The following is a 26412-nucleotide window of genomic DNA, read 5'->3' on the forward strand; positions in this document are numbered from 1 at the left end:
TAACTCCGCCCTTTTTTCTTGGGAGGGCCTTAAAAATAGAAAGCCATTGTCCGCCATGATTACTCTCACAGAAAGGCTAACTACTAAGCGTAGCAACTTAAAGTGAAGCGTTTTGTACGAAGGTGTATACTAGGTTGCTAGATGATTTTAATTTTCTAAAACGTCAAATAAGTGTCACCAAATTGGTCAAATAAGTGTCACGTATATCGCACTAACTCCCCGCAATAATATTCTATTTCGGGGCCATCCAATGAAAAAATCAGTTCTATTTTGTTCCTCAGCAATTTTAGCGGGGCTATCGTTCAATTCTGCATTTGCGCAAACCGAAAACACAAAAGAGCGCCGCCTTGAGGCTGTTGTTGTGTCCACGCAGAAGGTTGATGAAAACCTACTTGATGTTCCGATCAATGTGTCTGCGGTCAACCAAGAATTTATCGACCTCATAAATGCAGATGATTTAGAAGAATTAGCGGATTTCATTCCGGGCCTTCAAGTTCAAGCGCAATCTTTGAACGCACCAAGTTTCTCAATTCGCGGTGTGACCTCTGATGGAGGCTCTCCACGGGTCGCGATGTTCACCAATGGGGTATCAAATGCGCGTCCGGGTTGGGGTGCCAGCTTATCCTATTTTGATATGGAACGTATCGAAGTTGTGAAAGGCCCGCAGCCAACTTTGTTCGGGCAGGGTGCTTTGGTGGGGGGTATTAACTTCATCCAAAACAAAGCCAACACGCAAGAAAACGCTGGCTATGCTCAAATTGAAGCTGGCTCCTACAATACACAACGCCTTGAAGGTGCTTACAACTGGGCAGTTGCCGACAATTTCGCACTGCGCCTCGCGGGTGTGCATGATGCATATGATGGCTATATTGAAAACCATGACCCATCAACGCCTGATCTTATGGGGCAAAAAACAGACGCGTTACGCCTCGCAGCGCACTGGGCACCATTGGCTAATTTCACAGCCGATATCATCGTAAACTACGAAGATGATGAATCGACAGGGACTGAATTTAGATCTGTTGTTTACCCGACAGGATCACCAACATCTAAGTCAACAAATGCCTATGACGATGTAGAAATGAACCATGTTGCGGCTCAGGGGCGTTCAGAACTTGGATCAGACCGCGAGATTTTCTCAACGACAGCTATCTTGAACTATGATGTGAATGATTATTTCTCATTCACTTCTATTTCTGACTATCGCGACCAGTATCAGACAGAAGCGTTCGACTCTGATGGAACGTCATTGTCTTTATTGCAGTTTGGAACAGATCAAAAAGCAAAAGTCTTTTCTCAAGAATTGAGAATGAACTTTCACAATGGTGACAAACTCAGCGGGTTTGTGGGGGTAAATTATATTGATGAGCGTGATTCATCGCGTCTGACTTTGGCTGCTGATGAGGCACCATTACAAGCCTTGGCGGTTGCGCCGGTTATTATCAATGGTGTTATTGCACAAGTGAAAGCTGCAACGGGCAATGATATTAGCTTCGCACAAGCAAGTGAAATGTTTATTCAGACATTGAAAGATGCGGGCGTGCCGAATGCTGAGAACGTGCTGAACCCGTTTAACCCTGTGCCAGTTTCATTGGCAGCCTTGCAAGGGTTGGGGCGCGTAGTGCCATTAGATGATCTGGTGCAAGATCAGTATGCGACGAATGAATTTGAATCTTTAGATATATTTGGTGATATTTCTTATGATGTAACCTCAAGGCTGACATTAACAGCTGGTCTGCGTTACACAGACGAAGAGTTTTCTGCATCTCAATACGCCTATCTTGTGGATGGAAACCAGGCGCTGGGTGGCCGTATAAACGCGCTGACACTTGGCGGTGCTTTCATCTTTAGTGAGACACCTATTGAACGCAGCTATGACGCAGATGGTGATTTCACTTGGCGTCTCGCAGCAAATTATGCCCTTACGAATGACCTAAGAGGGTGGGCCTCTATTGCACGTGGACGTCGTCCAGGCGGCCTAAGCACAGATGGTAGCGAACCAACAGGTTATGCTGTGGTCGATCCTGAATTCCTGACAAACTATGAGTTGGGATTGAAAGGGGAGTTCCTAGATCAGAAACTTCGCCTGACATCTTCAGTTTATTATTCTGAATATGAAGATTTCCAAGTGTCTTTCCGTGAAGCTGGAAATCCGATTGCTTTAACGGAAAATACGGGTGCAGCCACACAGTATGGGTTTGAAATTGACGCGTATATGATCGCGCATGATTATGTCGATGTGTTTGCGACATATGGATATAATTTCTCTGAATTTGATGATTCAGATTCAAATGGAAACACCCAAGTTCGTGCTGGAAATACATTCCGCATCAGCCCAGAAAACACCTTCTCTTTAGGTGCTGAAGTGCACGTCCCAGTCGGCGCATTGGAATTGTTTGCCGTGCCAACTTATGTCTGGAAAGATGAAGTTTATTTCTCAGATGAAAACAGACCAGAAGAGCTGCAAGATGCTTATGGTTTGCTCGATTTCAAAATTGGTTTGCGTAGCGAAAGCAACAATTGGGAAGTGTCTGCATTCGTAGAAAATGCGACAGATGAAGAATATCTCATCGACTATGGAAACACAGGTCAGGCATTTGGAATACCAACAACAATTCGCGGCATTCCGCGTTGGTACGGTGTGAAATTCAAAGCCAAATTCTAGTCTTATTTAGCCTCTTCCCAATCGAAATATTGGGAAGAGGCGTTGGACTATGCATCATTAGTATATTGAAAAAATAGTATTATTTCGCGCGTTGTTAGCGCGCTAACCCTGAGGCGATGTTGTCTGAGGGCGTCATTGTTAAAAATTGGAGTGGGACTATGCGGGATATTTCCAGAAGACGTTTTTTCTATTTTGGGGCAGCATCAAGTGCGCTTGTAGCAGGGTGTGCAACGCCGTCAGCGAGCGATCTTGGACTTGTCGAAAGAGCCGTCTCCGCTTTTGATGGAGAGGTGAGTTTTGAGCATGGTGTTGCGGCTGGTGATGCAACTGCGAATGCCATGATTTTGTGGTCGCGTGTGACGCCAACAATAGAAAATGGTCCCATTCAGGGCGTGGTTTTCGTTTCAACAGACGCCAAAGATATTGAAAACTTATCTCAATTGGAAAAAGGCAGTTTAGCATCATTGCCAATGCCTAAAAGCGCTGTTTTCACAACCAATAGTGACCGTGATTATACCGTCAAAATTGATATGAAAAGCCTTACCCCAGCCACGCAATATTATTATGCATTTGTAGTGGAAACACGTTCAGGAATTATCGTTTCACCTATGGGCCGCGCTAAAACGCTAGCCGATAGTGGAACTGCACCTTTTAAGGCTGCTGTTGTGTCGTGTTCAAACTTTCCGTTTGGATTCTTCAATGTGTATGACGCAATTGCCAAGCGTGACGAATTGGACGCTGTCATCCACTTGGGTGATTATCTTTATGAATATGGAAGTGATGGCTATGGCGGAGATGTTGGTGCAAAAATAGGCCGCGTTGTTGAGCCGGCGCATGAGATTGTGAGCCTTGAAGATTACCGTAAACGTCATGCGCAATATAAAGCAGATGAAAGCTTACAAAAGGCACATGCACGCGCCGTTTGGTATTGTTCATGGGATGATCATGAGAGTGCAAACGACTCCTACCGAACAGGCGCACAGAACCACCAACCAGACAAAGAGGGACCATGGAGCACCCGCAAAGCATTAGCTGTGCAGGCCTATCTCGAATGGATGCCAGTGCGTGACCCCGTGGCAGGCAGGGCACGTGCATCCATCTATCGCGGGTTTGAAATTGGTGATTTAGCCTCTCTATTCATGCTGGAATCTCGTCTGCTTGGAAGGTCTAAACCACTGACATTTGAAGACGCTATGAAAGTGCCTGAAGACCAACGCATGGCGAAGGTTCAGGAGATTATTGCTGAAACAATGAATCCTGAACGCAGCATGCTAGGTGAGGTTCAAGAGCAATGGTTGGCGGCAGAATTTAAACGTTCAACGTCGGAAGGTAAAAAGTGGCAAGTCCTTGGAAATCAAGTGATTATGGCCAAAGTGAAGACACCAAATGTTGCTGCCGTGCTATCGGATGAGCAAAAAGAAGCTATCTATTCGAAAGCACCTTATGCCAAACAATATATCGAATTTTCCAAGTTTGGCCTCACATGGAATATGGATGCATGGGATGGATATGTTGCGGCGAGGGAGCGGCTTTATGCGTCTGCTAAAGCTGCGAATGCACGCCTTGTAACCCTCACAGGGGACACGCACACAGCTTGGGCGAATGATCTTCATGATAAAGAGGGTGAGCTGCGCGGTGTGGAGTTTGGGTGTACGTCTGTGACGTCGGCTGGATTGGGTGATATTTTACCGATTCCGCAAATTAATGCGCTTATGGAAGAGAAAAACGAAGAAGTGCGTTTCTTTGATGCATTTGGGCGTGGCTATACATTGCTCTCTTTGAGTGAAGAGGCCGTGGATGCAGAATTTATAAAAGTATCAGATGTTTACACGTCTATTTACAGTCTTGATACGGTGAAAACCATGCGTTCTACAGCGCAAAACAGTGGAATGAGTAAACTTAAATCGCTCTAAATATTTGAAACTGACTAGGATATAAAAAGGCTGCACGTGATATGCGTGCAGCCTTATTTTTTTGTGTTTTAGAGAAAAATAGCTGACTAATTCAGCTCATTTTTGACCTTCACAACAAGATCTGGATTGTCTGTGAAAAGCCCATCAATGCCGGCATCGAACAAGTCACGGGCTAATTTTTCGATATCTCCGCGTTGTATTGCATAGTCTGCTTGGTCTGTGTTTCCCGTCCGGTAGGCCTCTGGTAGCGCCATGTTTTCAGCCCGCAATGTCCATGCGTGTACTTTGAGACCAGCCTGATGCGCATCTTCAATCAGTGTGCTTGGGGTGTGCTCACCATCAACCATTTTTGGAAGCACAAGATCCAAACTTGGACCCACACCATCGGCAAACTTGCGCATACGCTTTAAACCTTCAAGACTATAAATTTCACTCCATTGTGAAATCCCATTTGCTTTCAAAACAGATTCAGGCGGCGATTGCGATGAGATCAAGAAGACGAGCGGAAGGGGTGTTTTGTCGCGCATTTGCATTAAAGATTGAGGCCAAAAACACTGAATGAAAATTGGGATGTCAGCTTGAGTTGTGTTGAGGTCAAAATCTTCCAACACTTTCAAAAATGCATCTTCCATCGCAAGGTCTATGCTCGAAAAATATGCAGGGTGTTTGAGTTCGATATATAAGCCGATTGGGCGGTTGTGGATTTTGCTTTGTTCACGGGTAAATGAGATAATGTCTTCAAGGGTTGGGACATCGAACTTATTATCAAAAGCTGTGTTTTGAGGCCGAAATTCTGGAAGGCGTTCTTTTGCGCGCAGTGTCTTTAATTCGGCTAATGTGAAGTCTTCACTAAACCAGCCTTCATGAGATGGTCCTTCGACAGACTTTGTTGTTTTTCTGTCTGCAAATTCGGGGTGGTCTGCCACATTCGTTGTGGAGCCGATTTCGTTTTCGTGACGCGCGATGAAATGTCCATCTTTTGTCATAACGAGGTCGGGTTCAATAAAATCAGCACCTTGCTCGATAGCAAGCTTATAAGCTTCAAGTGTGTGTTCGGGGCGGTATCCACTTGCGCCGCGATGGGCGATGACGATGGGTTTCGTGTCGGATAGTTGCGGGGAGGTGGCTTTTTGAGCGCTGCTTGGCTGACATGCGGTCAGTGACAAGAAGGCAAATACCAGTCCAATTTGGATTTTCACGGTGACGTCCTTTGATTTTAAATGAGCCAGCTAAAAAGGGGGCTTTGGCGCGTTTCACTAAGTTTGACTAAATCAAAACTGGACTTCGGTTTTATGACAAAACACACCTCTGATGCTCAATAGGAACAAGTCATGTGCGCATGCGTTAGTTAGGGACCATTCATTCTCATTAGGAGAGATAAGATGACCCCGAAGAAGCCAAAAGAAAAACGTATCGACGAAACACTTGATGATTCATTTCCAGCAAGTGATCCGCCATCATGGACGCCCGGTGAGGCCCAACCTGTACCGTCCGAAGATGATGAGGATGACAGCAAGGAGAATAAGGAATCTCAAAGCTAATTAGACCACTAGACCGCGTATGAGGTGTGTGTGTTGCATCTGCTATATTATATGATAATACTATTTAGCATATAATATAGAGTGGATTTAACGCAAAGGCGACTCGCGCATGGACTTACAATTAGCTGGCAAAACTATAATCGTCACTGGCTCCTCATCCGGCATTGGAGCCGCTATTGCAAAAGCGGCTTATGATGAGGGGGCCAATGTGATGTTACACGGGACGAAGGAAGCTGTGCTGCAAGAGAAAGCGGCAGAGCTTGGTCCACGTGCAAATTGGGTTGCTGCTGATTTGGCGGATGTTAAGTCTGCGTCTGTGATTGCGAATAAAACCAAGGATGTTTTTGGAACAATTGATGGGTTGGTCAATAATGCGGGTGTGTTTCCACGTAGTTCAGTAGATACGGATGTGCCCGAACATTTCGACTTTGTCTTTCATGTGAATGTGCGCTCGCCATTAATGCTGACACAAGAACTGGTAAAGGTGTGCCGAGAAGAATCTAAAGCGGGTTCAGTGGTCAATATTGGATCTATAAATGCACATTGTGGCGCGCCATTTTTATTGATGTATGCCATGAGCAAGGGCGCGATGATGACAATGTCGCGCAATCTTGGGGATGCGCTAGGAATAGAGAAAATCCGTGTAAATCAACTCAATGTGGGATGGACTTACACAGAAGGCGAACGCAAAATTCAAGCCGATGCAGGCGCGCCAGATGATTGGCAAGATCATTTAAGCCCGTTAGCTGCACCGAGTGGAAAACTCCTTCAGCCAGAAGATGTTGCGGCTCATGCTGTGTTTTGGCTTTCACCGCTTTCGGCTCCCGTGAATGGCACAATCCACACGGTTGAGCAGTTTCCGATGACGGGACGCAATCGTAATAGCGGATAAGGCTTATTCAAACACTCCGCAAGGGATGTTCACCTGCATGCCTTAATGAGAAAAAAGCCCGAAAGAATAATCTTCTTTCGGGCTTTTTATTATGCGTAGGGCATAGGCATTTTAGGGTGCGTGAGTGTCGATGTTTACCGTTTGTGTTGGAATGTCAGAGCTTTCTATCGTCACTTGAATGGGCTGCTTTAAACCGTTTGATTGCACAAGTGCGAGGAGCTTTCCGTTAAAGGCTTTGCGGTTGTCTGCTTTTGTTGATTCAATATCCAAAATTGCTCCGGATTCCAAAGCGATAAGCTCGCCGCCACCTTGCACAGAAACTTTAATGCGGTTGTCGGCAGAGGGATTGCGCGTACCTTGCGCGTCCACAATATCTATTTCAATGCGCGCAACCGAGACATTATCTGCGGGTAGAGAGTTGCGATCCATTGAGACAGAAAGCTTTGCGGGCGGGCCAGCTGTTTTGCGGGTCATGGTTTGTGTTTCGCCATTTTTTCCACGTGCAATGACTTTGATTTCGCCGGAGTGGTAGGGGACATTCCATTGAATTTGCAAATCATCTGTCATGATTTTTTCGCCTTGGGATTTTCCGTTGACGAAAAGTTCTGCCTTTTCAAGATTGGTGTAAGCGATGACTGGAAGTGTGACGCCTTCTTTGCCTGGGTGGGTCCAGTGCGGCTCTAAATACACCATCGGCTCTGTCGTCCATTGGCTTTTATAAAGATAATATGGGCCTTTAGGAAATCCCGCTAAATCTACGACTCCATAATTGGTGGTTCGCGCTGGCCATCCGCGAGATTCTCCCAAATAATCAAAACCCGTCCATCGAAATGTGCCCAGTAAATAGGGGAGTTTACGTGCAAGCTTTATTTCCTCACGGATGGGCATGCGCACGATATTATTATCAAATGAGGAGGCGTGAAGCGTTGAGACTTCTGGCCAAACTTCCTCTTCGGTAAGATCAGGAACCTCGTAGATTTTGTCTTTGAGTTCTGCCCACTTTTTCTTGTTTTTTAAGATGTCGCGGTCACGTATTTCGGTCTTGGATTTATAGTAATCGCGCGTGTGAAGTGTGTGGGTAATTTCGGTACCGACAATGGGTGTATCGGGGTGTTCGGCATGAAAGTCTTCAATGCCGTTCACATACTCTCCATGCCCGTTAAAGCCAGCAATATCAGCGTGTGAGAGATAATATCCACGGCCTTGGGTGATGGGGCGGGTATCGTCCAGTGATTTAACATAGTTGACGAGTTTTTCTTGTGTTTCCTCTGTGGCGCTTTTGACTTCATTCCCAATGCTCCACATGATGACACTTGGATGATTGCGATCACGCTTGATGAAGCTGTCTAAATCGCGCTGCCACCAATCTTCAAAGAACAAGCCATAATCAGCGGCAGCTTTCTTGGTTTCCCAGCCGTCAAAGGCTTCATCCATGACCATGATGCCAAGCTCATCTGTAAGGTCATAAAATTCAGGCGCAAAGGGATTATGCGCGGTGCGTACAGCGTTCACACCTGCTTTTTTCAAGAGGGAGAGGCGGTAGCGCCATACATCTTTGGGGACCGCTGCGCCAACGCCGCCAGCATCATGGTGCAGACACATGCCTTGGATTTCGAGAGGCTGTCCATTGATGAGGAATCCGCGATCTACAGTGAATTCTAAATTACGAATACCGGTGCGGGTTTCATATGTGTCAATGAGTTGATATTCTTTATGTATTTCCAAAACACTTGTGTAGAGAGAGGGAGATTCGGGGGACCACAATGCGGGGTTTTTGACATTCAATTCATGCGTAATACTGGTTTGCTTATTGGCGTCTAACGTGACTGTGGAGCTGGTTTGCGCGACGATTTTGCCATTGGGCGCTTTGATTTTAACGATGGCGAGTGCTTCGATCGGTGTGTCAGTATCATTGGCAATATCGTGCGTTGTGTGCAGGGTTGCTTGCGCCTTTGAGATATTGTCTGCGCGGACAAAAGAGCCATTCTCTATGACGTGTATCGGGTCAGTGACGGTGAGCCAAACATTGCGGTATATGCCCGAGCCAGTATACCAGCGTCCACTAGGTAGGTTTTCGTTATCGACACCTACGGCAATGATATTATTGCCCTTTTCGAGGTGGTCTGTGATGTCAAAACTAAAGCCGGTATAGCCATAGGGTTGGGACCACATTTTTTTGCCATTGAGGTAGACTTCGGGGTTCATATAGACGCCGTCAAAGGTGAGGCTGACGGACTTGCCTTCAAATTTTTCGTCCCAATTCAATGATTTGCGATACCAGCCGATACCGCCAGGGAGAAAGCCACCGCGTGCACCAGCCGGATTGTCTTGTTTGTATTCGCCTTCAATACTCCAGTCATGGGGTAGGTCTAGGGTACGCCATTTGCTGTCATTCCAATCTACGGCATAGGCACCATCATATTTCTCGCCTAGCTCGAATTTCCAGTCTTTTGTGAGCAAGGTGCGTGTGCGGGGAGAGGCTGTTTCCTTTTGCGCAAGTGCGGTGCTCTGGCTAGTTTGGGCGAGCAGGTTTGCGCATCCGCTAGAGGCGATAAATGCAGATGGAATGAGCGCGGCAATTGTGAGAATGCGCATGAGCATATCCTATGAATGAAATGAAGCGGAATATATCTAACAGTTAGATATAGCTGGCTTTATTGTTTCGTGATGATGTCTAGGCTTGCGGAATGTGCGTTTTCATGTGTCGCGGTAAGCGTGATTTTACCACCTTTTTGGCCGGTACGAATAAGCGCTGTCGCTATGCCTGCTTCGAAGGTAATGGCGTCTGGATTCATGAGGGTGGCGTCGCCATCTATTTTAAAGTCCAGCTTAGAATTATCACTCGCAAGCGTGGTGCCGTTTGCATCTATTGCGTGAATATAGACGAATAAAACATCGTTCTGCGTGGGCTCTTGTCCGCTTGTGTCCAGTGCCAGCTTTAGGCCTGCTAGGGCTGTGGGTGTGCTCACCTTGTCTTCTGCGACTGCTTTGCCACCTATATAACCTATGGCTGATAGGGTTCCGCTCTCATACTGGTCCAATTGGAAGGTGAAAGGCGGGTGAGGAAGGTGTGTTGAGATTGAATCCGTGTCGGGTGTCTGTTTCCCGATAGACTTTCCGTTCAAGAAAAGTTCTACCTCATCCACATTGGAGAAGACTTTCACATTTGATGTGGAATCGGGTGTCCATAATGATGCGATTTTGAGAATAGGCTCTGCGTTGGATTCTGCATCTGGCGAGCGTTGGCTTGCGTAGAAATAATATCCAAATTTTGGCAAGCGGAAGATGTCCATAACGCCAGAGGCTTCAATATCTGGATGATATCCACGATTGTAATCATACATCACCCAATAGCTATCTGAGAATGCCGGTGTGTTTTGAAGATTATCATTGTGAGATTCTTGCATATTGCGTGCTTGCTGCAAGAGTTTTGCTTCACCATCTCCTCGGCGTTGGCGGCTATTGTTTTCCGCACGCTCATCCTTGGACCAGTTGTGTTGGTTAAAGCCTTTATTGGATGAGTAATATTCCCAATCCCCATATTCAGAAACGGAGTAGGGCTTGGCTTGCACCTTATCATAGTGGCGCAGACGGTGTTGGCGGGCTTGAAGGTAAATATCGTAGACTTCATTCATCCATCCAGCAGAATAGGCATTGCCTTCAGGATATTCTTCTTTGACGATTTTGTGCATTTCTTCCATGAAAGGAATGGGCATTTTTGTTTCATTGATTGAAACTTCCCATGCCAGCACAGAAGGATGGTTTCTATCGCGGCGAATGAGGTCGCGGGCTGTGCGATAGAGTTGTTGTTTAAATTGGGGTGTTTCTTGATAATATTGCCAACCTAAAACAGCATCCAATACGACCAAACCTAATTCGTCACATGCATCTAAAAAGGCAGGTGATTGGGGGTAGTGGGAGAGGCGAATATAATCAAATCCAGCCTCTTTGATTTTCTTTGCATCTCGATACTGAGCCGCATCGGAAAGCGCATATCCAACAAATGGGTATTCCTGATGTCGGTTGACGCCGCGAAGGAAGGTTTTCTCGCCATTGATATATAGATCGTTGTCTTTAAAAGTAAAATCACGAATACCAAAACGCGTTTTTTCATAATCTACTTGGTTTCCATCCACCAAGATTTGGGTTTTCAATGTGTAGAGATGGGGGGTGCGTGGAGACCAGAGATGTGGTTTTTCAATCGGCATATCAAGCTGGAAGGTTTGCCCCTGTGAGGCATGAATTTGCATGGCAGACGATGTCGATTGAGCAATGCGTTTATCGCCCTGATAGATGGATTGAATAACGCTTACATTTTGGGGCTGAGCATTATCATTTTTGACGTGAACTTTTGCGCGAACAGTGGATTGATCCGCATCCACTTTTGGGAAGGTGATAAAAATGCCGCCACTTGCAGGGGTGTCTTCAATTTGGGGGTATGAAATGTGGACGGGGTTTTCATAGGCGATGAAGGCGTTTCTGTAGAGGCCGCCATACATGTTGAAGTCGAGAATTTTCAATGGCTTCGGGCCAGTGATCTCATTGTCGGTATTATCAAGACGAACGGCTATAACATTCTCGCCGTCAAAATTGATATAGTCAGTGGCATCAAAAACGATGGGGAGATATCCCCCTTGGTGCTCCGTGATTTTCTCGCCATTGATCCAGAATTGCGCGTAATTCATGGCCGCTTCAAACTTAAAGATAACTTTCTTATCCCTGTTAGCCGGCTCAATGGTAAAGTGTTTTCGATACCAGCTTATGCCTTGCCATTGATCATTAACGAGGAGCGGCTCGATGTTGGCCGTATGTGGGAGGCGGGCATCTGACCAATTGCTATCATCAAAGCTGATCGTGTGAAGCTGGGTATCATCGTGTGAGAGGGTGGGAAGCTTGGTGAACTTCCAACCATCATTCGCCAAAATGAGTTGGCCGATATCTGAAGGGGATGAAGATGAAGGCGAAGCGGGGACATTTTTTGAGCAAGCGCCAAGACCAAGAAGGAGCAGAGTCGCAACGCATGAAAGGGCAATGAAATGGGTGGGTTTCTTTACGGTCGTCATTGCGAATTCTCCCCGGAATTTTGGTTATTATTATATGTCGCCGCATTGGTTTGGGCGGTTAGTTATGTGAATAAGTAATATAAATAGTGTGATTTGCACAAGCTATTTGTGTGAAATTTTCATGGGAAAGGCCAAATTTGGTACGTAAAGACGAAGAAAAAGGATATTATTTTGCTTTTTTTTGAATGTGGGTTTGCGGCGTGCGAGCATTGGTAAGTTTAAAGGCGTGTTTTAAAAAATAATGTTAAAACAGTAATATATGTAAAATCATCGACGTTAAGACATGTATGAAATGGACAGAAATTTGTGTTTTTTGGCTTCAGAGTTGCCCAAAAGACCAAACTTGCCTGTTGGGCTGTCTTTACGGGTGTGTTTAATAGTATTACAAATTATAAAAATGAATAAGCCATCCCAAACCTTCGGGTGATAGGGGCGCGTCTAAAACGGGGAGAATATTGTGAAGCGAATGTCTGCATGGTCTTTGGCGGGGGCAGTTATGACCTGCTGTGTGTTGGCGAGTGGGGGATGCGCACCCACATCCACCGATTCAAGCATCACAGAAATGAAGCGCGCTGCGCAAGAAAAGCAGCCCAATATTGTTGTCTTGTTTGCTGATGATTTGGCATGGATGGATTTGGGCCATTATTCAGATTTCATTGAAACTCCAAATTTAGATAAATTACGTCTTGAGAGCACGAGTTTTGAGCGGGCATATGCGGCTGCGCCAGTATGTAGTCCAAGCCGTGTTGGTATGATTACGGGCCAACATCCGGCGCGCCATGAGTTTTTCCGTCATGTGGGGGCGGGTGATAAATCTCAGTTTGATAAGAATGGGCGCACCATTGATGCCTATCATATGCTTGATACTGATCCTGCGCATATGCCGTCACGAAATTGGTTACCTTTGGAAGCTGTGACGGTTGCGGAGCGGCTAAAAGATGTGGGCTATAACACCTCGTTTGTAGGCAAATGGCATATTGGACACGAGCCATATTATCCGATCAAACAGGGGTTTGATGAGCAGTTTGGGGTGACGAATGATGGTCATCCAGGGAAGGGGTATTACCCGCCATATTTCAGGCACAACCCAGCGAAGACTTACGGCGATGCGCCGAAGGATAAATTTCTTACTGACCGTATAACTGATGATGCTGTGCAGGTTTTGGAACGCTTGAGCGCGAAGGAAGAGCCTTTCTTCTTGAACCTTTGGTATTATGGCGTGCACAAGCCGATTGATGGCCGCAAGGACCTGATCGAGAAATACAAACAACGCGGCATTAGCCAAGAACAGGCTGAATATGCCTCTATGGTGGAAGCGTTGGATGAGTCTGTTGGGCGTATCAGCGCAAAATTGGATGCGTTGGGGCTGCGGGATGATACAATACTTGTTTTCACATCTGACCAAGGCGGATTTTTTGATCGTGCGCCGCTAAAGGGACGCAAAACGGATGGATTGGCACTGTTTGAGGGCGGGGCGCGTGTGCCTATGTTTGTGCGTTGGCCTCAGCATTATCCGGCGGGAAAAGAGATAAAAACACCGGTGACGACTTTGGATGTTGCGCCGACGATTCTAGCGCCTGCACATGCTAATTTAGATGATTTGGATGGCGTGAAACTCGCGGCTCATTTGGGCGAAGATTTAGACCGACCTCAGCCTGTTATTATGTATCGCCATTATGAAGATTTGTACGCCGCTGTTGTGGTGGGCGATATGAAGCTGTTGGCGAGTGTTTCGGGAAAACATCAACTTTACAATGTTGTAACGGATATTTCTGAAGCGCATGACCTTGCAAGGGAGCAGCCAGAAACAGTGGCAGACATGCTCGCTATTTTGGAGGCATGGAAAGACAAAAACCACATTAAGCGTTTTGCGCAAGCGCAAAATTGAGCTTTGAAATGTTAAGTCGAGATAGAAAAATGACATTGAAACCAAAGACATTTTCGCGCTTGAAATCAGCTAAAATAAGCGTGTGTTCGTTTGCTGTTGCTTTAGTGGTGGCGTGTAGTGGTTCCTCTGCGAATGAAGACATTGCTGAACAGACTGCGCCAGCGGCATCGGCTCAAACGCGTGCACCAAACATTATCTATATATTGGCGGATGATCTTGGATATGGCGACATTGGTGCTTTTGGTCAGACCAAGATTAAGACGCCAAACCTAGATAAATTGGCGGCAAATGGAATGATGTTTACAGACCATTATTCTGGGTCTGCTGTGTGTGCGCCGTCTCGCTCTACACTGATAACTGGACGCCATACGGGCCATACCCAAATTCGCGGTAATTCAGGCCAGTTGGAAACATCACCTTACCTTGAAGCAGGCACGCAAACACTTGGAACTGTGTTGCAAGAGGCGGGCTATACGACCGGTACTGTGGGCAAATGGGGTTTGGGGACTTTTGAAGATGAGGGCGCGCCTGACAAGCAGGGTATGAGCTATTTTTACGGCTTTATAGATCAGATCCTAGCGCATAATTATTTCCCTGAATATTTGTGGGAAGGGCGCGAAAAGCAGGTGCTCGATAATGGTGGCATCACGATGCACCCAAAGCATGTAGAGCTGGAAGGGCGTCCTATTGAGGAGTCTTATAAGGACTTTATTGGCAAGGATTATGCGGGCTATTTGATGCAGGATAAGGTGGAGAATTTCATCCGCCAGAATGCTGAAAATCCATTCTTTTTATATTACGCAACGACAATCCCACATGCTGCGATTCAAATCCCTGATGCTGAATTAGCGCCATATGACTTCCCTGAGTCGGGTGGGTCAGATCCTAAGAATTATTACTCTCCGCATCCGCGTCCACGGGCTGCACGCGCGGCGATGATTTCTCTGCTGGATGCCCAAGTCGGCGAGATAGTGGCGATGCTGGAAGAGCTTGGCATCGCTGACAACACATTGATCGTGTTCACCAGTGATAATGGTCCGGCTGGAGAGGGGCGCGGGGATGTGGAGTTCTTTGATTCCAATGGTCCATTTAGAGGGGGTAAGCGCGATCTTACCGAAGGGGGTATCCGTGCTCCGATGATCGCCTATTGGCCGGGCAAGATTAAAGCGGGCAGTACTAGCGATCACGTCTCTGCCATGTGGGATATGCTGCCAACAGCTGCTGATCTGGCGAATGTCGAGTTGAGCCAAGAGATAGACGGAATCTCGTTTCTGCCCACTTTGCTGGGAGAAGACGGGCAAAAAGAACATGCCTATCTGTACTGGGAATTTCATGAGCGTGCTGGTGGTGGCCCCGCGCAAGCTGTGCGCCTGGGCAAATGGAAAGGCTTGCGGCAAGCCAAGGGGCATGAAGGCACGCCCCGCGCTGAAATTCCGCTGCAATTGTACGACCTAGAGGCTGATCCAGCAGAAACGCACAATGTGGCTGCGCAACACCCCGATATCGTAGCGCAAATTGAACTGGCTATGCGCGACCGGACAGAAGCAAGTTTGGATCGTTGGAATTTTGAATAATTGAACGATTACAGTATTTTATAAGTTGGAGAGAAGGCATGCGCGTACTCATTGCAATGATGCTTTTATGCTTGCCGCTACAGGCGGCAATCGCGGAGGAGGCTGATACAGATAATCGGCCCAATATTTTGTGGATTATTCCAGAGGATGTATCGCCATGGATGGCGGCCTATGGGGATGAAACGGTGCAAACACCAGCGCTGGACCGGATGGCAGAGGAGGGCGTCACCTTCCTTAAAGCATTCGCCAATGTGCCTATCTGTTCGCCTGTTAGGTCGTCCTTGATGACGGGACGTTGGGCTGTTTCAACGGGTGTGCACAATCACAGACGCTCTCGTGATAGCAAGGGGCGCGATGCGATTTACCTTGAAGAAGGCACGAAAGCCCTGCCAAGCATTTTTATGGATAATGGGTATGAAACATTCAATATCGGGAAGGATGATTATAACTTCGTCTATAATCGCCGCGACCTTTATTCGGCTGGGCCAGATGAAGTAGAAGGTCATATTGGCGATAAGAATGGGCCTGATTTTCCGTGGGAAAAACTGGCGGAAGGCAAGCCGTTTTTTGGACAAATTCAACTCCGAGGCGGGAAGGCGCGCGGCAAAGTCGATGTGGAGCTAGATAGTTCTAAAATTGACATGCCACCCTATTATCCTGACACTAAACTGTTCCGCAAACGGTGGGAGGATCATTATCGCAGCATTGTTGATACTGATGCTGAAGTTGCTGAAATATTTGAAAAATTGGAAGCCAGTGGAGAGGCCGACAACACAGCGGTATTCTTTATCTCTGACCATGGCTTTCCAATGCTGCGCCACAAGCAGTTTTTATACGATGGCGGCGTGCATGTGCCTGTGTTCGTTTGGTATCCAAATGGACAAAAGCAAATACAAAAATATGGATCTCGCCGGAATGAATTGATCAGCACAATTGATTTATCCGCAGCAGCCTTAGAATTGGCTGGAATAGACATTCCTGATTACTTTGATGGGCGTAGCCTGTTTGGAGACGCAATTGAGCCTCGCCAATATGTGCCGCTAAGTCGTGACCGTGGTGATTTCACCTTTGATCAGATACGTGCGGTGCGCACGGATAAGTATAAATATATCCGAAATAAATATCCTGATGTGCCTTATATGCAGCCAAGCTATCGCGATGGTTGGCCTGTGACGAAGGAATATTTTCAGCTCAAAAAAGAGGGAAAACTTACACCCGAGCAAGCACTATTTATCGCTGATACACGCCCGGCTGAGGAGTTGTATGACTTAGATGCTGATCCGCATGAGGTGAAGAATTTGGCGGATGATCCTACTTATGCAAGCGTTTTGGCGCGCATGTCCTCGACACTGGATGGTTGGATATTGATAAGCGGCGATAAGGGGCAAGTGGAAGAAACTGAAACCGAAATAGCAGCTGTAGTCGCGCGTTGGGGCGATAAATGTGTGGATCGTCGATGTGTGGAATATCGCGCTAAATATGGTGATGAAGAACCTGCTGGTGCAACGGGCGTGATTCAGGAGGGCAAATAATGACTAAGATGGATGTATCAACTGGATTAAACCGTCGTCAATTTTCTGTACTTGGAGTGGCCGCTTCTGGGGTGATGTTGGCTGGCTGTGATGATGAAAAAGAAGAGCCGGTCAAGAAAGTTGATGGGTTTTCAGCTCAGTCGCGTGAAGATGCGACGCCTGCGCTTGTGGCTGCAATTAAACATGCAGTAGCAAATAACTTGTCTCAGATTGACTTGCCTGCCGGCGAATTACACTTCTGGCCTGACGCGGGTGAGGAGAAATTTCTCAACATTTCAAACAATGATTCACGTGACTTCAAAATCGCTGGATTATTGGATGGTATAAGCGATCTGACGATTAAAGGGCAGGGAACATCATTGGTGTTTCATGGGCTTGTGGTGCCGTTCTCCATTCAGAATGCGTCCAATATCAAGTTTGAAAATTTAAGTATTGATTGGGAAGTACCATTCCACTTGGAAGGAAAAGTGGAGGCTGTTGATCAAGTTGACGGTCGTTGGATTGAAATCACTATTCCAGAAGAGTTCTCTTATCGATTGGAAGATGGAAAGCTTGTGTTTGTGGGGGAGGACTTTGAACAAGAGGGCCTCAAACGTATTCTTGAATTTGATGCGACACGCAAAGAAACAGCCTATAAAGTTTGGGATAATGGCTTTATGGCGCGCGATCATTCCAATGTGCGCCCTCATATTATTGAAGAAATTGCACCGCGCAGATTGAAGATATCTGTGCAAGATGCGGGATTTAAATCTCTGCCTTCGGTCGGCAATGTCGTCATAATGCAGCCTTCAAATCGTTGGGCACCTGCATTCTTTGTTGAAGACTCCAAGAATGTTACGTTTAGAAATGTTACGATTTATCATGCTGGATGCATGGGGATTATCGCGCAAACCAGTGAGGATATCACGCTGGATGGGTTGAATGTGTTGCCGAGTGGAGATCGCTATGTATCGACATGTGTGGATGCGACTCATTTTGTAAATTGCTCAGGTACGATCAGCGTCGAAAATGGTGATTTTTCAAATCATATTGATGATGCTGTAAATGTTCACGGGATTTATTTGCGTGTGCTGGAAGCTGATGGAGCGAATGCGTTTAAAGCCGAGCTTGCAGAATTTCAACAACATGGCGTGCGCCCCGTGCGGGAGGGGGATTTCATCTCTCTTGCCGACGCAAAAGGCGTGGATGTGTATTACACCTCACGTGTGAAAAGCGCTGTGTATGAAAGCCGAACAATGGTGCGCATTGAGCTTGATCGTGACGTGCCCGCGCAATTGGCGGATGGGGATGTTGTGAACATTTTAAACCGCCAAGCTAATTTGGTCATTCGCGGCAATAAGATAGGCCAAAACCGTGCGCGGGGTATTTTGATATCCACTGCGGGGACTGTGCTGGTTGAAGATAATAAATTTCATGCGCCAGGGTCTGCGATTCGCATTTCAGGCGGCGTGGATCATTGGTATGAGGCTGGCCCAACATCGCAAATTATGATCCGCAAGAATGAGTTTAATCATTGTTTATATGGTGTGTGGGGCCAATCCATCATTGATATCATTTGCGTAGATAGCGAGGAAAGCCAATCTGAGACGCCTTTTCATGATACTGTGATTATCAAGGACAATTTGTTTCGCACTGAGCATGGTGATTTCATTACAGCTTATCGCGTGGGAACGCTCATGTTTGAAGGTAATCAGATTATTGTGGAGCCGTATCAAAAGGCAGATGCGCAAACGAAGACGCCATTTGATCTGAAAGCTGTTGGCAAATTTGTACTCAAAGACAATCAGGTTGAGGGTTATAATTGGCCGATATTTGACCAAACATAACATCAATTGCTGATATGGTTTGAAAATGAAAACCGCGCTTCCACGAGAGGCGCGGTTTTTTGTGTGAGAGATAAGGGGATATATCGGGGCTTGATTATTATATTATAATACAATAAAAGAAGGGTTCGAATGTGAACCTCCCGGCTTGTTCATGGTACAAGGTGAGATGTGTCAGTTCTTTATGTCCCAACCTTTTATGGTGCGCCCTTGCTAAGGGAAGCACCATTTTTTTTAGATTATTTTCCTATTCATAAGGGAAAAGAAGGTGGAATAAATATCCTTGCCGCCTCTATTATATTACAAATACATGATGTAAGCTAATTTATATGTAGGATTTTGACGTCTCTCTGGGGAGATTTATAAGAATAATGATTGCTGCGATATGACAAATGAAAAGAATAGCAAGAAGCCACTAAGAAGTGCGCACTCATATGGCAAATTGGATAGAGATGGCTTCATTCACCGGTCTTGGATGAAGGCGCAAGGTTATCCAGAGGATGTGTTTGATGGACGTCCTGTCATTGGTATTTGTAATACATGGTCGGAATTGACGCCGTGTAATTCGCATCTGCGCGAGATAGCTGAGTTTGTAAAACGTGGTGTGTGGGAAGCGGGTGGTTTGCCTGTTGAATTTCCCGCCATGTCTTTGGGTGAAACGCAAATGCGCCCCACAGCGATGTTGTTTCGTAATCTGCTTGCGATGGAAGTTGAAGAGAGTATTCGCGGCAATCCGATTGATGGTGTCGTGCTGCTTGGAGGATGTGACAAGACAACGCCGGGTCAGTTGATGGGGGCGGCGAGTGTGGATTTGCCTACGATTATAGTCTCCTCTGGTCCCATGCTGAACGGGAAATTTAAAGGCAAGAATATCGGTTCGGGTACGGATGTGTGGAAGCTCTCAGAGCAAGTACGCGCGGGTGAGATTAGCGAACAGGAATTTTTCGCCGCAGAGGCGGGCATGTCGCGCTCGCGCGGTGTGTGTAATACGATGGGATCAGCTTCAAGCTTCTCTTCTGTTGTTGAGGCGCTGGGGATTTCTTTGAAATATAATGGCACGCTTCCAGCCGTGGATGCGCGGCGTCAGGCGCTAGCGCATGTGACGGGACGCCGGATTGTGGATTTGGTGAAGGAGGATAAGCCTTTATCTTCTTTCCTCACACGGGATGCTTTTGAAAATGCGATCAGCGTACATGCTGCGATTGGGGGATCGACCAATTCTGTGATCCACCTTTTAGCCCTTGCGGGGCGTGTGGGTGTTGATCTGACATTGGATGATTTTGACAAGATTGCAGGCGATATGCCGCTTCTGGCCAATATTGCCCCATCGGGTGAGTATTTGATGGAAGATCTGCACTATGCGGGCGGGATGCCGGCCTTGATGAACCAGATGGGCGATCGTATCAAAAAGCATGCGCCGACCGTGTCAGGCTTGACGATTGGAGAGCAGATTGAGGGGGCGGAAGTTTATATTCCAGAGGTGATTGCCAGCATGGATAAGCCGGTAAAACACAATGCTGGAATATGGGTGCTGAAAGGTAATCTTGCGCCCAATGGTGCGATAATAAAACCTTCTGCCGCGTCGGATGATTTGCTTGTGAAAAAGGGCAAGGCGGTCGTGTTTGAAGACATTGAAGACTTCAAAGCGCGAGTTGATGATCCTGATCTTGAGATTGATGAGCATTCCTTCATGGTGCTGCGCGGATGTGGCCCTAAAGGGTATCCGGGCATGCCTGAGGTTGGGAATATGCCATTGCCGCAAAAGCTGCTTGAAAAAGGGGTGCGTGACATGGTGCGTATTTCCGATGCGCGCATGAGTGGTACAGCCTTTGGAACGGTTATTTTGCATGTTTCGCCTGAGAGCCTTGCGGGTGGACCGATCAATCTGGTGCGCACAGGGGATATGATTACACTGGATGCAAAAGCGCGCCGTCTTGAGCTGAATGTGGATGCCGATACATTGGAAAAACGCGCCCAAGAGAATGCAAAACTACCAGCGCTACAAGCCCCCGCACGCGGTTATTTAAAGCTCAATCACGGGCATGTGCTGCAAGCAGATAAGGGCTGTGACCTTGACTTCCTCGTTGGGAAATCAGGAGACGAAGTTAAGCGAGAATCGCATTAAAAACGAACACTTCATCTTGTGATTTGCCAGTGCGCATCATTTAATGGAGTGTTAGATATGACTATCAATAGTCCCGAGGGCAGGGGCAGAAGCGGGGAGTGTAGGTCATGGGCCTAACATCATTAGATTATGGGGTTGTTGGCGTTTATGCCATCGCATTATTCATTCTGGCGTGGCTGGTTTCGCGAGAGAAACCAGGACATGAGAAGGATACAGAAGATTACTTCCTCGCAGGAAAATCTTTGCCATGGTGGGCGATTGGTGCCTCGTTGATTGCAGCCAATATTTCGGCTGAACAAATCATTGGAATGTCGGGTTCAGGTTTTGCGCTGGGATTGGCGATAGCTTCGTATGAATGGATGGCAGCTATCACGCTTGTGATCGTCGGTAAGTTTATGCTGCCGATCTTCCTCAAACGCGGTATTTACACCATGCCGCAATTTTTGGAGCAGCGCTTTGGTCCATCCGTCAAATACACAATGAGCATATTCTGGCTGGTGCTTTATACAGTTGTGAATTTGACCACTATTCTTTGGTTGGGCGCGACGGCGATTAGTACATTGACCGGATTGAGCATGTTTAATGGCATGTTGGCCCTTGCTGCCTTCGCAGCGGCTTATTCCTTGTATGGGGGTTTAAAAGCGGTTGCGTTCACAGATATTATTCAAGTGGTATTGCTAGTGTTTGGAGGCATTTTGATCACTTGGATCGCGCTAGGCCAAGTGGGAGATGGAAGTGCTGCGGGTGGATTTAATCGCCTGATGACAGAGCTTCCTGACCGTTTTGACATGATCCTTTCGAAAGATAATCCAAACTATCAAGCCTTGCCGGGAATTGGTGTTTTGATTGGCGGAATGTGGATTATGAATCTCTCTTATTGGGGGTTCAACCAATATATCATTCAACGCGCTTTGGGAGCCAAGAGTGTGGAAGAGGCTCAACGGGGTATCCTGTTTGCTGCGGGCTTAAAGTTGGTCATGCCTTTCATTATTGTGATACCGGGTATTGCGGCCGTTATTCTTGCTCCTGATATTGCAAAACCGGATCAGGCATACCCTGAGATGATGAAGTTAGCTCCAATAGGGCTTAGAGGGCTGATTTTTGCGGCATTGATTGCGGCAATTGTATCCTCTTTGGGATCTATGATGAATTCAATTTCAACCATCTTCACAATGGACTTGCTCAAACCGCTTGTCTTGAAGAATGCCAGTGAGACTGTGTTGGTCAATATTGGTCGGGCAACCAGCTTTTCTGCGATGGTTATTGCGCTCTTTCTCGCCACACCGCTTTTGGGCGGGGCTGATCAAGTGTTCCAAAATATCCAAGACTGGACGGGGTATTTCACACCTGGGATTACAGCGATTTTTGTGTTGGGAATGTTCTGGAAACGCGCAACTGAGTTTGGCGGCTTAGCCGCTGTTGTATCTTCTTGTGTGTTGTCTTTCCTATGGCCATCTATTTTCCCAGACATGCCATTTATGGACCGCGTTGGAATTGTCTTCTTGATCTCACTTGCTTTGGGCGCGGGTGTATCCTTGCTGCAGAAACCGGCCACACAAGAGCAAACGGTTGATTTAGGCGGCATAAACTTCAAAACGACGAATGAATTCAACATTATATCTGTTCTGATTGTTGTGCTGCTTTGTGTTCTTTATGGCGTATGGTGGTAAAATGCAGGCGCGTTTGATTGAAACAATTGATGTAAGCAACACCCTTGGAGAGGGGGTGTTGTTTCGCCCATCCGATTCAACTGTGTGGTGGAGCGACATTCAACAGAGCAAGCTTTATTGTATGCAATGGCCGTCTTTGAAAATAGAGATTTTCGAGGCTCCTCAGCGAATTTGCTCGTTTTCATTTATAGAGGGGCGGGATGATATTCTGCTCGTCGCATTTGAAACCGGAATGGCTTTATATGCGCCCGAAACTGGCCAACTTAACTGGCTGTCGCAAATGTTTGAGCGTGGCAGTGGCGTGCGCATGAATGATGGGCGCACAGATGCGGCAGGTCGTTTTTGGGTTGGCTCACTGGTGGAGCGACCTTTAGAAGAGGGTGAGGCCCCTTCAGCACAGCTTTACTGTACGAATGCGCATGGAGAGTGCGCGTCTAAAAAGCAGGGCGTGCATATCTCAAACGGTTTGTGTTGGGCTCCTGACAATCAAACGCTTTATTTTGCTGATAGTCCGACGGGGATAATCCAACGCGCATCATTTGACCTCGCAACTGGCAATGTCGGCGTGTTTGAAGATTTGTATCACGTTGAAGGCGGATTTCCTGATGGTGCAATAACGGATGCGTCTGGCATGTATCTGTCTGCCATTTGGGGCGGATCTTGTGTGTTGGAGATAGACCCCACTGGCCAAAAACGAGATGAGATCAATTTGCCCGCTTCCCAAATTACGTGCCTTGCGTTGGGCGGGGAGCGCGGGAATATCATGTTTGTGACATCTGCAAAAGATGGGTTGGAGACGGATGCATCAGGTGCTTGTGTGGAAGCAAAGGCAGGCAGTTTGTTTATTCTGGAGACGGACAAAATGACGACGCCATCTAGGCGGGCGTCAATTGCGCAAAATAAGCTTGCGACGATAGGGTTGGAAATGTAGAAACCATATTTTTACTGTTTAAACAGGCCCGTTCAAGTGTGCTTTGCTTGAATGGGGCGGGTACATATTAAGGCATTTCGTCTTTACATCATTGTTTTTTCACTGATGGTAACGCACTGTGTTTATTGTATACTGTTTGAACGATATAATTGAATGGAAGAGACTATGAAGGCTTCAGGCGTCACGAACACAATATTGCAAGACTTAGGTGCTGCAATTGTGTCCAAGAAGTTTGGTGAGACTTCTCCTAAAGTTATTGAAGCCGACCTTTGCGAAACTTATGGTGCTAGTCGTTCCGTAATGCGCGAAGCGATTAAAATGCTCGTTTCCAAGGGATTGATTTCTTCCAAACCAAAGCAAGGCACACGTATTTGCCCGCCTAGCGAATGGAATTTGCTGGATCCAGACGTTCTAAGATGGATGCTTGAGGGTGACTTCTCCATTGATTTACTTAGAGAATTTACAGAAATCCGTATGGGTATTGAACGTCAGTCCGTTTTACTAGCTTCGCGCAATGCAACGCCAGAAGATCATCAAATGATGATGGCGTGTGTTGAGGGAATGGAAGCTGCGGAGGCAGGCGAGAATGATCCATTGCAAAGTGATATAGATTTGCATTTGGCTATCTTGAAGGCGTCGCACAACCGCTTCTTAAATGCACATGCGCCCCTCGTGGATACAGCCTTGCGCTTTAGTATTCAGCTTTCAAATAAGTATAAACGTGTGCGAATCGCTAATGTGAGCGACCATAGAAATATGGTTGAAGCGATTATTGCGCGTGATGGATATCGCGCTATGCAAATGATTGAGATGATGATGAATGAAGTCATGAGCTTCATTGCAACAGCGCAAAAAGACATTGATAGCAAGGGCGCTGCTTAGGCTCTGCTATAAGTCTGTATGTTCTGCGGTATAGGTGTGTAGGGGGCTTGCCACTTCTGTGGCTGCATTCTGCACATGGCCTGATAGTGGGCAGGGCGGTCAAACTCTAAAATCAACCATGAAATATCTAGTATTCTCGCAAAAATGACTCTTATCCGCACTCAATAGTAATATTATATAACTAATGACTTGTCTGGAGAGCGTCTGTCTTCTATCTTTCAAACTGCCGTCAGTGGGCGGGCGTGATATAGTTTAAAAAACGCTCGAATTGAGGTCCAATTTCACAAGGACGCATGCGCTTCGTGTGGTTGAGATATTTGATATCGGGTTGGAGGGAGAGATAGCATGGAAAACAAATCAAAGAGATCAGCAAGGTCAGCGATGAGAATGGGGCTGACCTGCCTTATGCTCGGTGCATTTGCGAGTGTGGCTTGCGCCAAGACGCCGGCAAATGAAGTTGAGCTGGCTGCGTCAGAAATTGTGCAAGATAAACGTCCAAACATTTTGTGGATCATGTCCGAAGATATGGGGCCTGAACTTGGCATTTATGGGACACCGGAGACGATTACACCCAATCTCGATGCATTGGCAAAAAAGGGGCAGGTGTATGAGCAAGCTTTTACCAATGCGCCCATTTGTTCGATTAGTCGCTCCTCCCTTTATACTGGCATGTACCAAACCAGCATAGGCGCGCATCAACACCGCACTCCCGAAGACCGCAAAAAGCCTTTGCCTGAAGGTGTAAAATTACTGACTGACCATTTTCGTGATGCTGGTTATTTTACATCGCTCATCAAAAAGATTGAACGCGATGACGGCCCAGATGGATGGTTTGAAGGGAAGTTGAAAACGGACTGGAATTTCACCTATGAAGGTGAGCCATATGATACAAATGCTCTGAGTGATTTAAAAGCAAACCAACCTTTTTTTGCACATGTGCAATTTCCAGAAACGCACAGAGGAAAAGATTGGGATAATGCAAAAAACGTAATTGATCACCCAGCAGATCCAGCAAAAGTTGATCTTCCGCCATATTACCCAGACACCCCAACGGCGCGTGATGATTGGGCTGACTATCTGGATGCTGTGATGGCTTTTGATCGTAAATCAGGTGTTGTTTTGCGGCGTCTGAAAGAAGAGGGGCTTGATAAGAATACAATCGTGATTGTGCTTTCTGACCATGGACGCGCCATGGTACGCGGCAAGCAATGGCTCTATGATTCAGGTCTGCATATTCCTCTATTCATCTACATTCCTGAAGGTCTTGAAAAACCTAAAGGATATAAAGCCGGTTCACGTACAGATATGATGGTATCTGGCATTGATATCACAGCGACGACGCTGGAATTGGCGGGAATTGATCCTGGTTTGGTGATGCAGGGGCGCGCATTTTTGGGTGATGATGCTGTGCAGCGTACTTATACGTTTGCGGCGCGTGATCGTGCGGATGAAACGGTTGATTACATGCGTTCAGTCCGTGATGCACGCTATCGCTATATTAGAAACTACATGCCAGAGCGCCCATACACTCAATTGAACGGGTATAAAGAAGCTCAATATCCTGTCTTACGAGAGATGTTCCGTTTGTATCGTGATGGTAAGCTGGGTCAAATTCCGTCTTTGTTTATGGCACCCAAAAAGCCAGTTGAAGAATTGTTTGATACCAAAACAGATCCACACAATGTGGTGAATTTGGCAAATGATCCTAAATATGCGGCGAAGCTTGTTGAAATGCGCGCTGCATTGGCAACGTGGGAAGTGGAAACAAACGATCAGGGACGTTTCCCAGAGCCTGCTGACATTGCGGCAAGCATACATGAAAAGACAGAGAAAAAGCGCGCGCCTGAATATCAAGCGCTAGTCGATAAAGAGGGGCCTTGGCGTGAGGGGCAATAGCCCGTTAGCGTTAGCTT

16 protein-coding genes are annotated in these 26412 nt (G+C 46.7%); 13 read left to right on the forward strand and 3 right to left on the reverse strand.

Annotated features, from left to right (window positions below; genetic code table 11):
• The first annotated feature begins 250 nt into the window (after positions 1 to 250).
• Both ACFQS8_RS15670 and ACFQS8_RS15675 read left to right on the forward strand, forming a co-directional pair.
• On the forward strand, positions 251 to 2665 hold the full coding sequence (locus ACFQS8_RS15670) for a TonB-dependent receptor (RefSeq protein WP_382169136.1): 2415 nt from the start codon (positions 251 to 253) through the stop codon (positions 2663 to 2665).
• 158 nt (positions 2666 to 2823) lie between these two features.
• Positions 2824 to 4578: an alkaline phosphatase D family protein gene (locus tag ACFQS8_RS15675; RefSeq protein ID WP_382169138.1), complete on the forward strand. Its 1755-nt coding sequence runs from the start codon at positions 2824 to 2826 to the stop codon at positions 4576 to 4578.
• A gap of 86 nt (positions 4579 to 4664) precedes the next feature.
• Here ACFQS8_RS15675 and ACFQS8_RS15680 read toward each other — a convergent pair whose 3' ends face one another.
• On the reverse strand, positions 4665 to 5777 hold the full coding sequence (locus ACFQS8_RS15680) for a glycerophosphodiester phosphodiesterase family protein (protein WP_382169140.1): 1113 nt from the start codon (positions 5775 to 5777) through the stop codon (positions 4665 to 4667).
• A 183-nt stretch (positions 5778 to 5960) separates the two neighbouring features.
• On the opposite strand from ACFQS8_RS15680, the gene ACFQS8_RS15685 reads away from it, so the two are divergent.
• The gene (locus ACFQS8_RS15685) at positions 5961 to 6119 is read left to right on the forward strand and encodes a hypothetical protein (protein ID WP_382169142.1); all 159 of its coding nucleotides are present in this window, start codon (positions 5961 to 5963) and stop codon (positions 6117 to 6119) included.
• 109 nt (positions 6120 to 6228) lie between these two features.
• On the forward strand, positions 6229 to 7011 hold the full coding sequence (locus ACFQS8_RS15690) for an SDR family oxidoreductase (RefSeq protein WP_382169143.1): 783 nt from the start codon (positions 6229 to 6231) through the stop codon (positions 7009 to 7011).
• Between the two features lie 111 nt (positions 7012 to 7122).
• Here the strand turns inward: ACFQS8_RS15690 and ACFQS8_RS15695 are convergent, their stop codons facing one another.
• Together ACFQS8_RS15695 and ACFQS8_RS15700 are read right to left on the reverse strand one after the other, a co-directional pair.
• Complete coding sequence (locus tag ACFQS8_RS15695) at positions 7123 to 9606, reverse strand: glycoside hydrolase family 2 TIM barrel-domain containing protein (RefSeq protein WP_382169145.1); 2484 nt, start codon at positions 9604 to 9606, stop codon at positions 7123 to 7125.
• A gap of 59 nt (positions 9607 to 9665) precedes the next feature.
• A complete protein-coding gene (locus ACFQS8_RS15700) occupies positions 9666 to 12074 on the reverse strand; it encodes a glycoside hydrolase family 2 TIM barrel-domain containing protein (protein ID WP_382169147.1) in 2409 nt (802 codons plus the stop codon).
• A gap of 466 nt (positions 12075 to 12540) precedes the next feature.
• Here ACFQS8_RS15700 and ACFQS8_RS15705 point away from each other — a divergent pair, with 466 nt between their 5' ends.
• From ACFQS8_RS15705 to ACFQS8_RS15745, 9 genes are all read left to right on the forward strand, one after another.
• Positions 12541 to 13962 carry a sulfatase gene (locus ACFQS8_RS15705; RefSeq protein WP_382169220.1) on the forward strand — a complete coding sequence of 474 codons (1422 nt, stop codon included), beginning with the start codon at positions 12541 to 12543 and terminating at the stop codon, positions 13960 to 13962.
• 29 nt (positions 13963 to 13991) lie between these two features.
• Entirely contained in the window at positions 13992 to 15536 is a 1545-nt protein-coding gene (locus ACFQS8_RS15710; protein ID WP_382169149.1) for an arylsulfatase, read from the forward strand.
• A gap of 38 nt (positions 15537 to 15574) precedes the next feature.
• Positions 15575 to 17068 (forward strand): sulfatase family protein, encoded by a 1494-nt coding sequence (locus ACFQS8_RS15715; RefSeq protein WP_382169151.1) that lies wholly within the window; start codon positions 15575 to 15577, stop codon positions 17066 to 17068.
• Positions 17068 to 18894 (forward strand): alpha-1,3-galactosidase-related protein, encoded by a 1827-nt coding sequence (locus tag ACFQS8_RS15720; protein WP_382169153.1) that lies wholly within the window; start codon positions 17068 to 17070, stop codon positions 18892 to 18894. The genes ACFQS8_RS15715 and ACFQS8_RS15720 overlap by 1 nt, the downstream gene beginning before the upstream one ends.
• A 382-nt stretch (positions 18895 to 19276) precedes the next feature.
• Positions 19277 to 21016, forward strand: a complete 1740-nt coding sequence (locus ACFQS8_RS15725; protein WP_382169155.1) for an IlvD/Edd family dehydratase — start codon at positions 19277 to 19279, stop codon at positions 21014 to 21016.
• A gap of 107 nt (positions 21017 to 21123) precedes the next feature.
• Positions 21124 to 22686, forward strand: a complete 1563-nt coding sequence (locus tag ACFQS8_RS15730) for a sodium/sugar symporter (RefSeq protein WP_382169157.1) — start codon at positions 21124 to 21126, stop codon at positions 22684 to 22686.
• Positions 22670 to 23617 (forward strand): SMP-30/gluconolactonase/LRE family protein, encoded by a 948-nt coding sequence (locus ACFQS8_RS15735; protein ID WP_382169159.1) that lies wholly within the window; start codon positions 22670 to 22672, stop codon positions 23615 to 23617. The genes ACFQS8_RS15730 and ACFQS8_RS15735 overlap by 17 nt, the downstream gene beginning before the upstream one ends.
• 165 nt (positions 23618 to 23782) lie before the next feature.
• Positions 23783 to 24499, forward strand: coding sequence for a FadR/GntR family transcriptional regulator (locus ACFQS8_RS15740; protein WP_382169161.1), 717 nt, complete (start codon positions 23783 to 23785; stop codon positions 24497 to 24499).
• Positions 24500 to 24844: 345 nt separating this feature from the next.
• Positions 24845 to 26395, forward strand: coding sequence for a sulfatase family protein (locus ACFQS8_RS15745; RefSeq protein WP_382169163.1), 1551 nt, complete (start codon positions 24845 to 24847; stop codon positions 26393 to 26395).
• Positions 26396 to 26412 lie beyond the last annotated feature (17 nt).

It is taken from the genome of Hirschia litorea, from assembly GCF_042665075.1.
Taxonomy (GTDB): domain Bacteria; phylum Pseudomonadota; class Alphaproteobacteria; order Caulobacterales; family Hyphomonadaceae; genus Hirschia; species Hirschia litorea.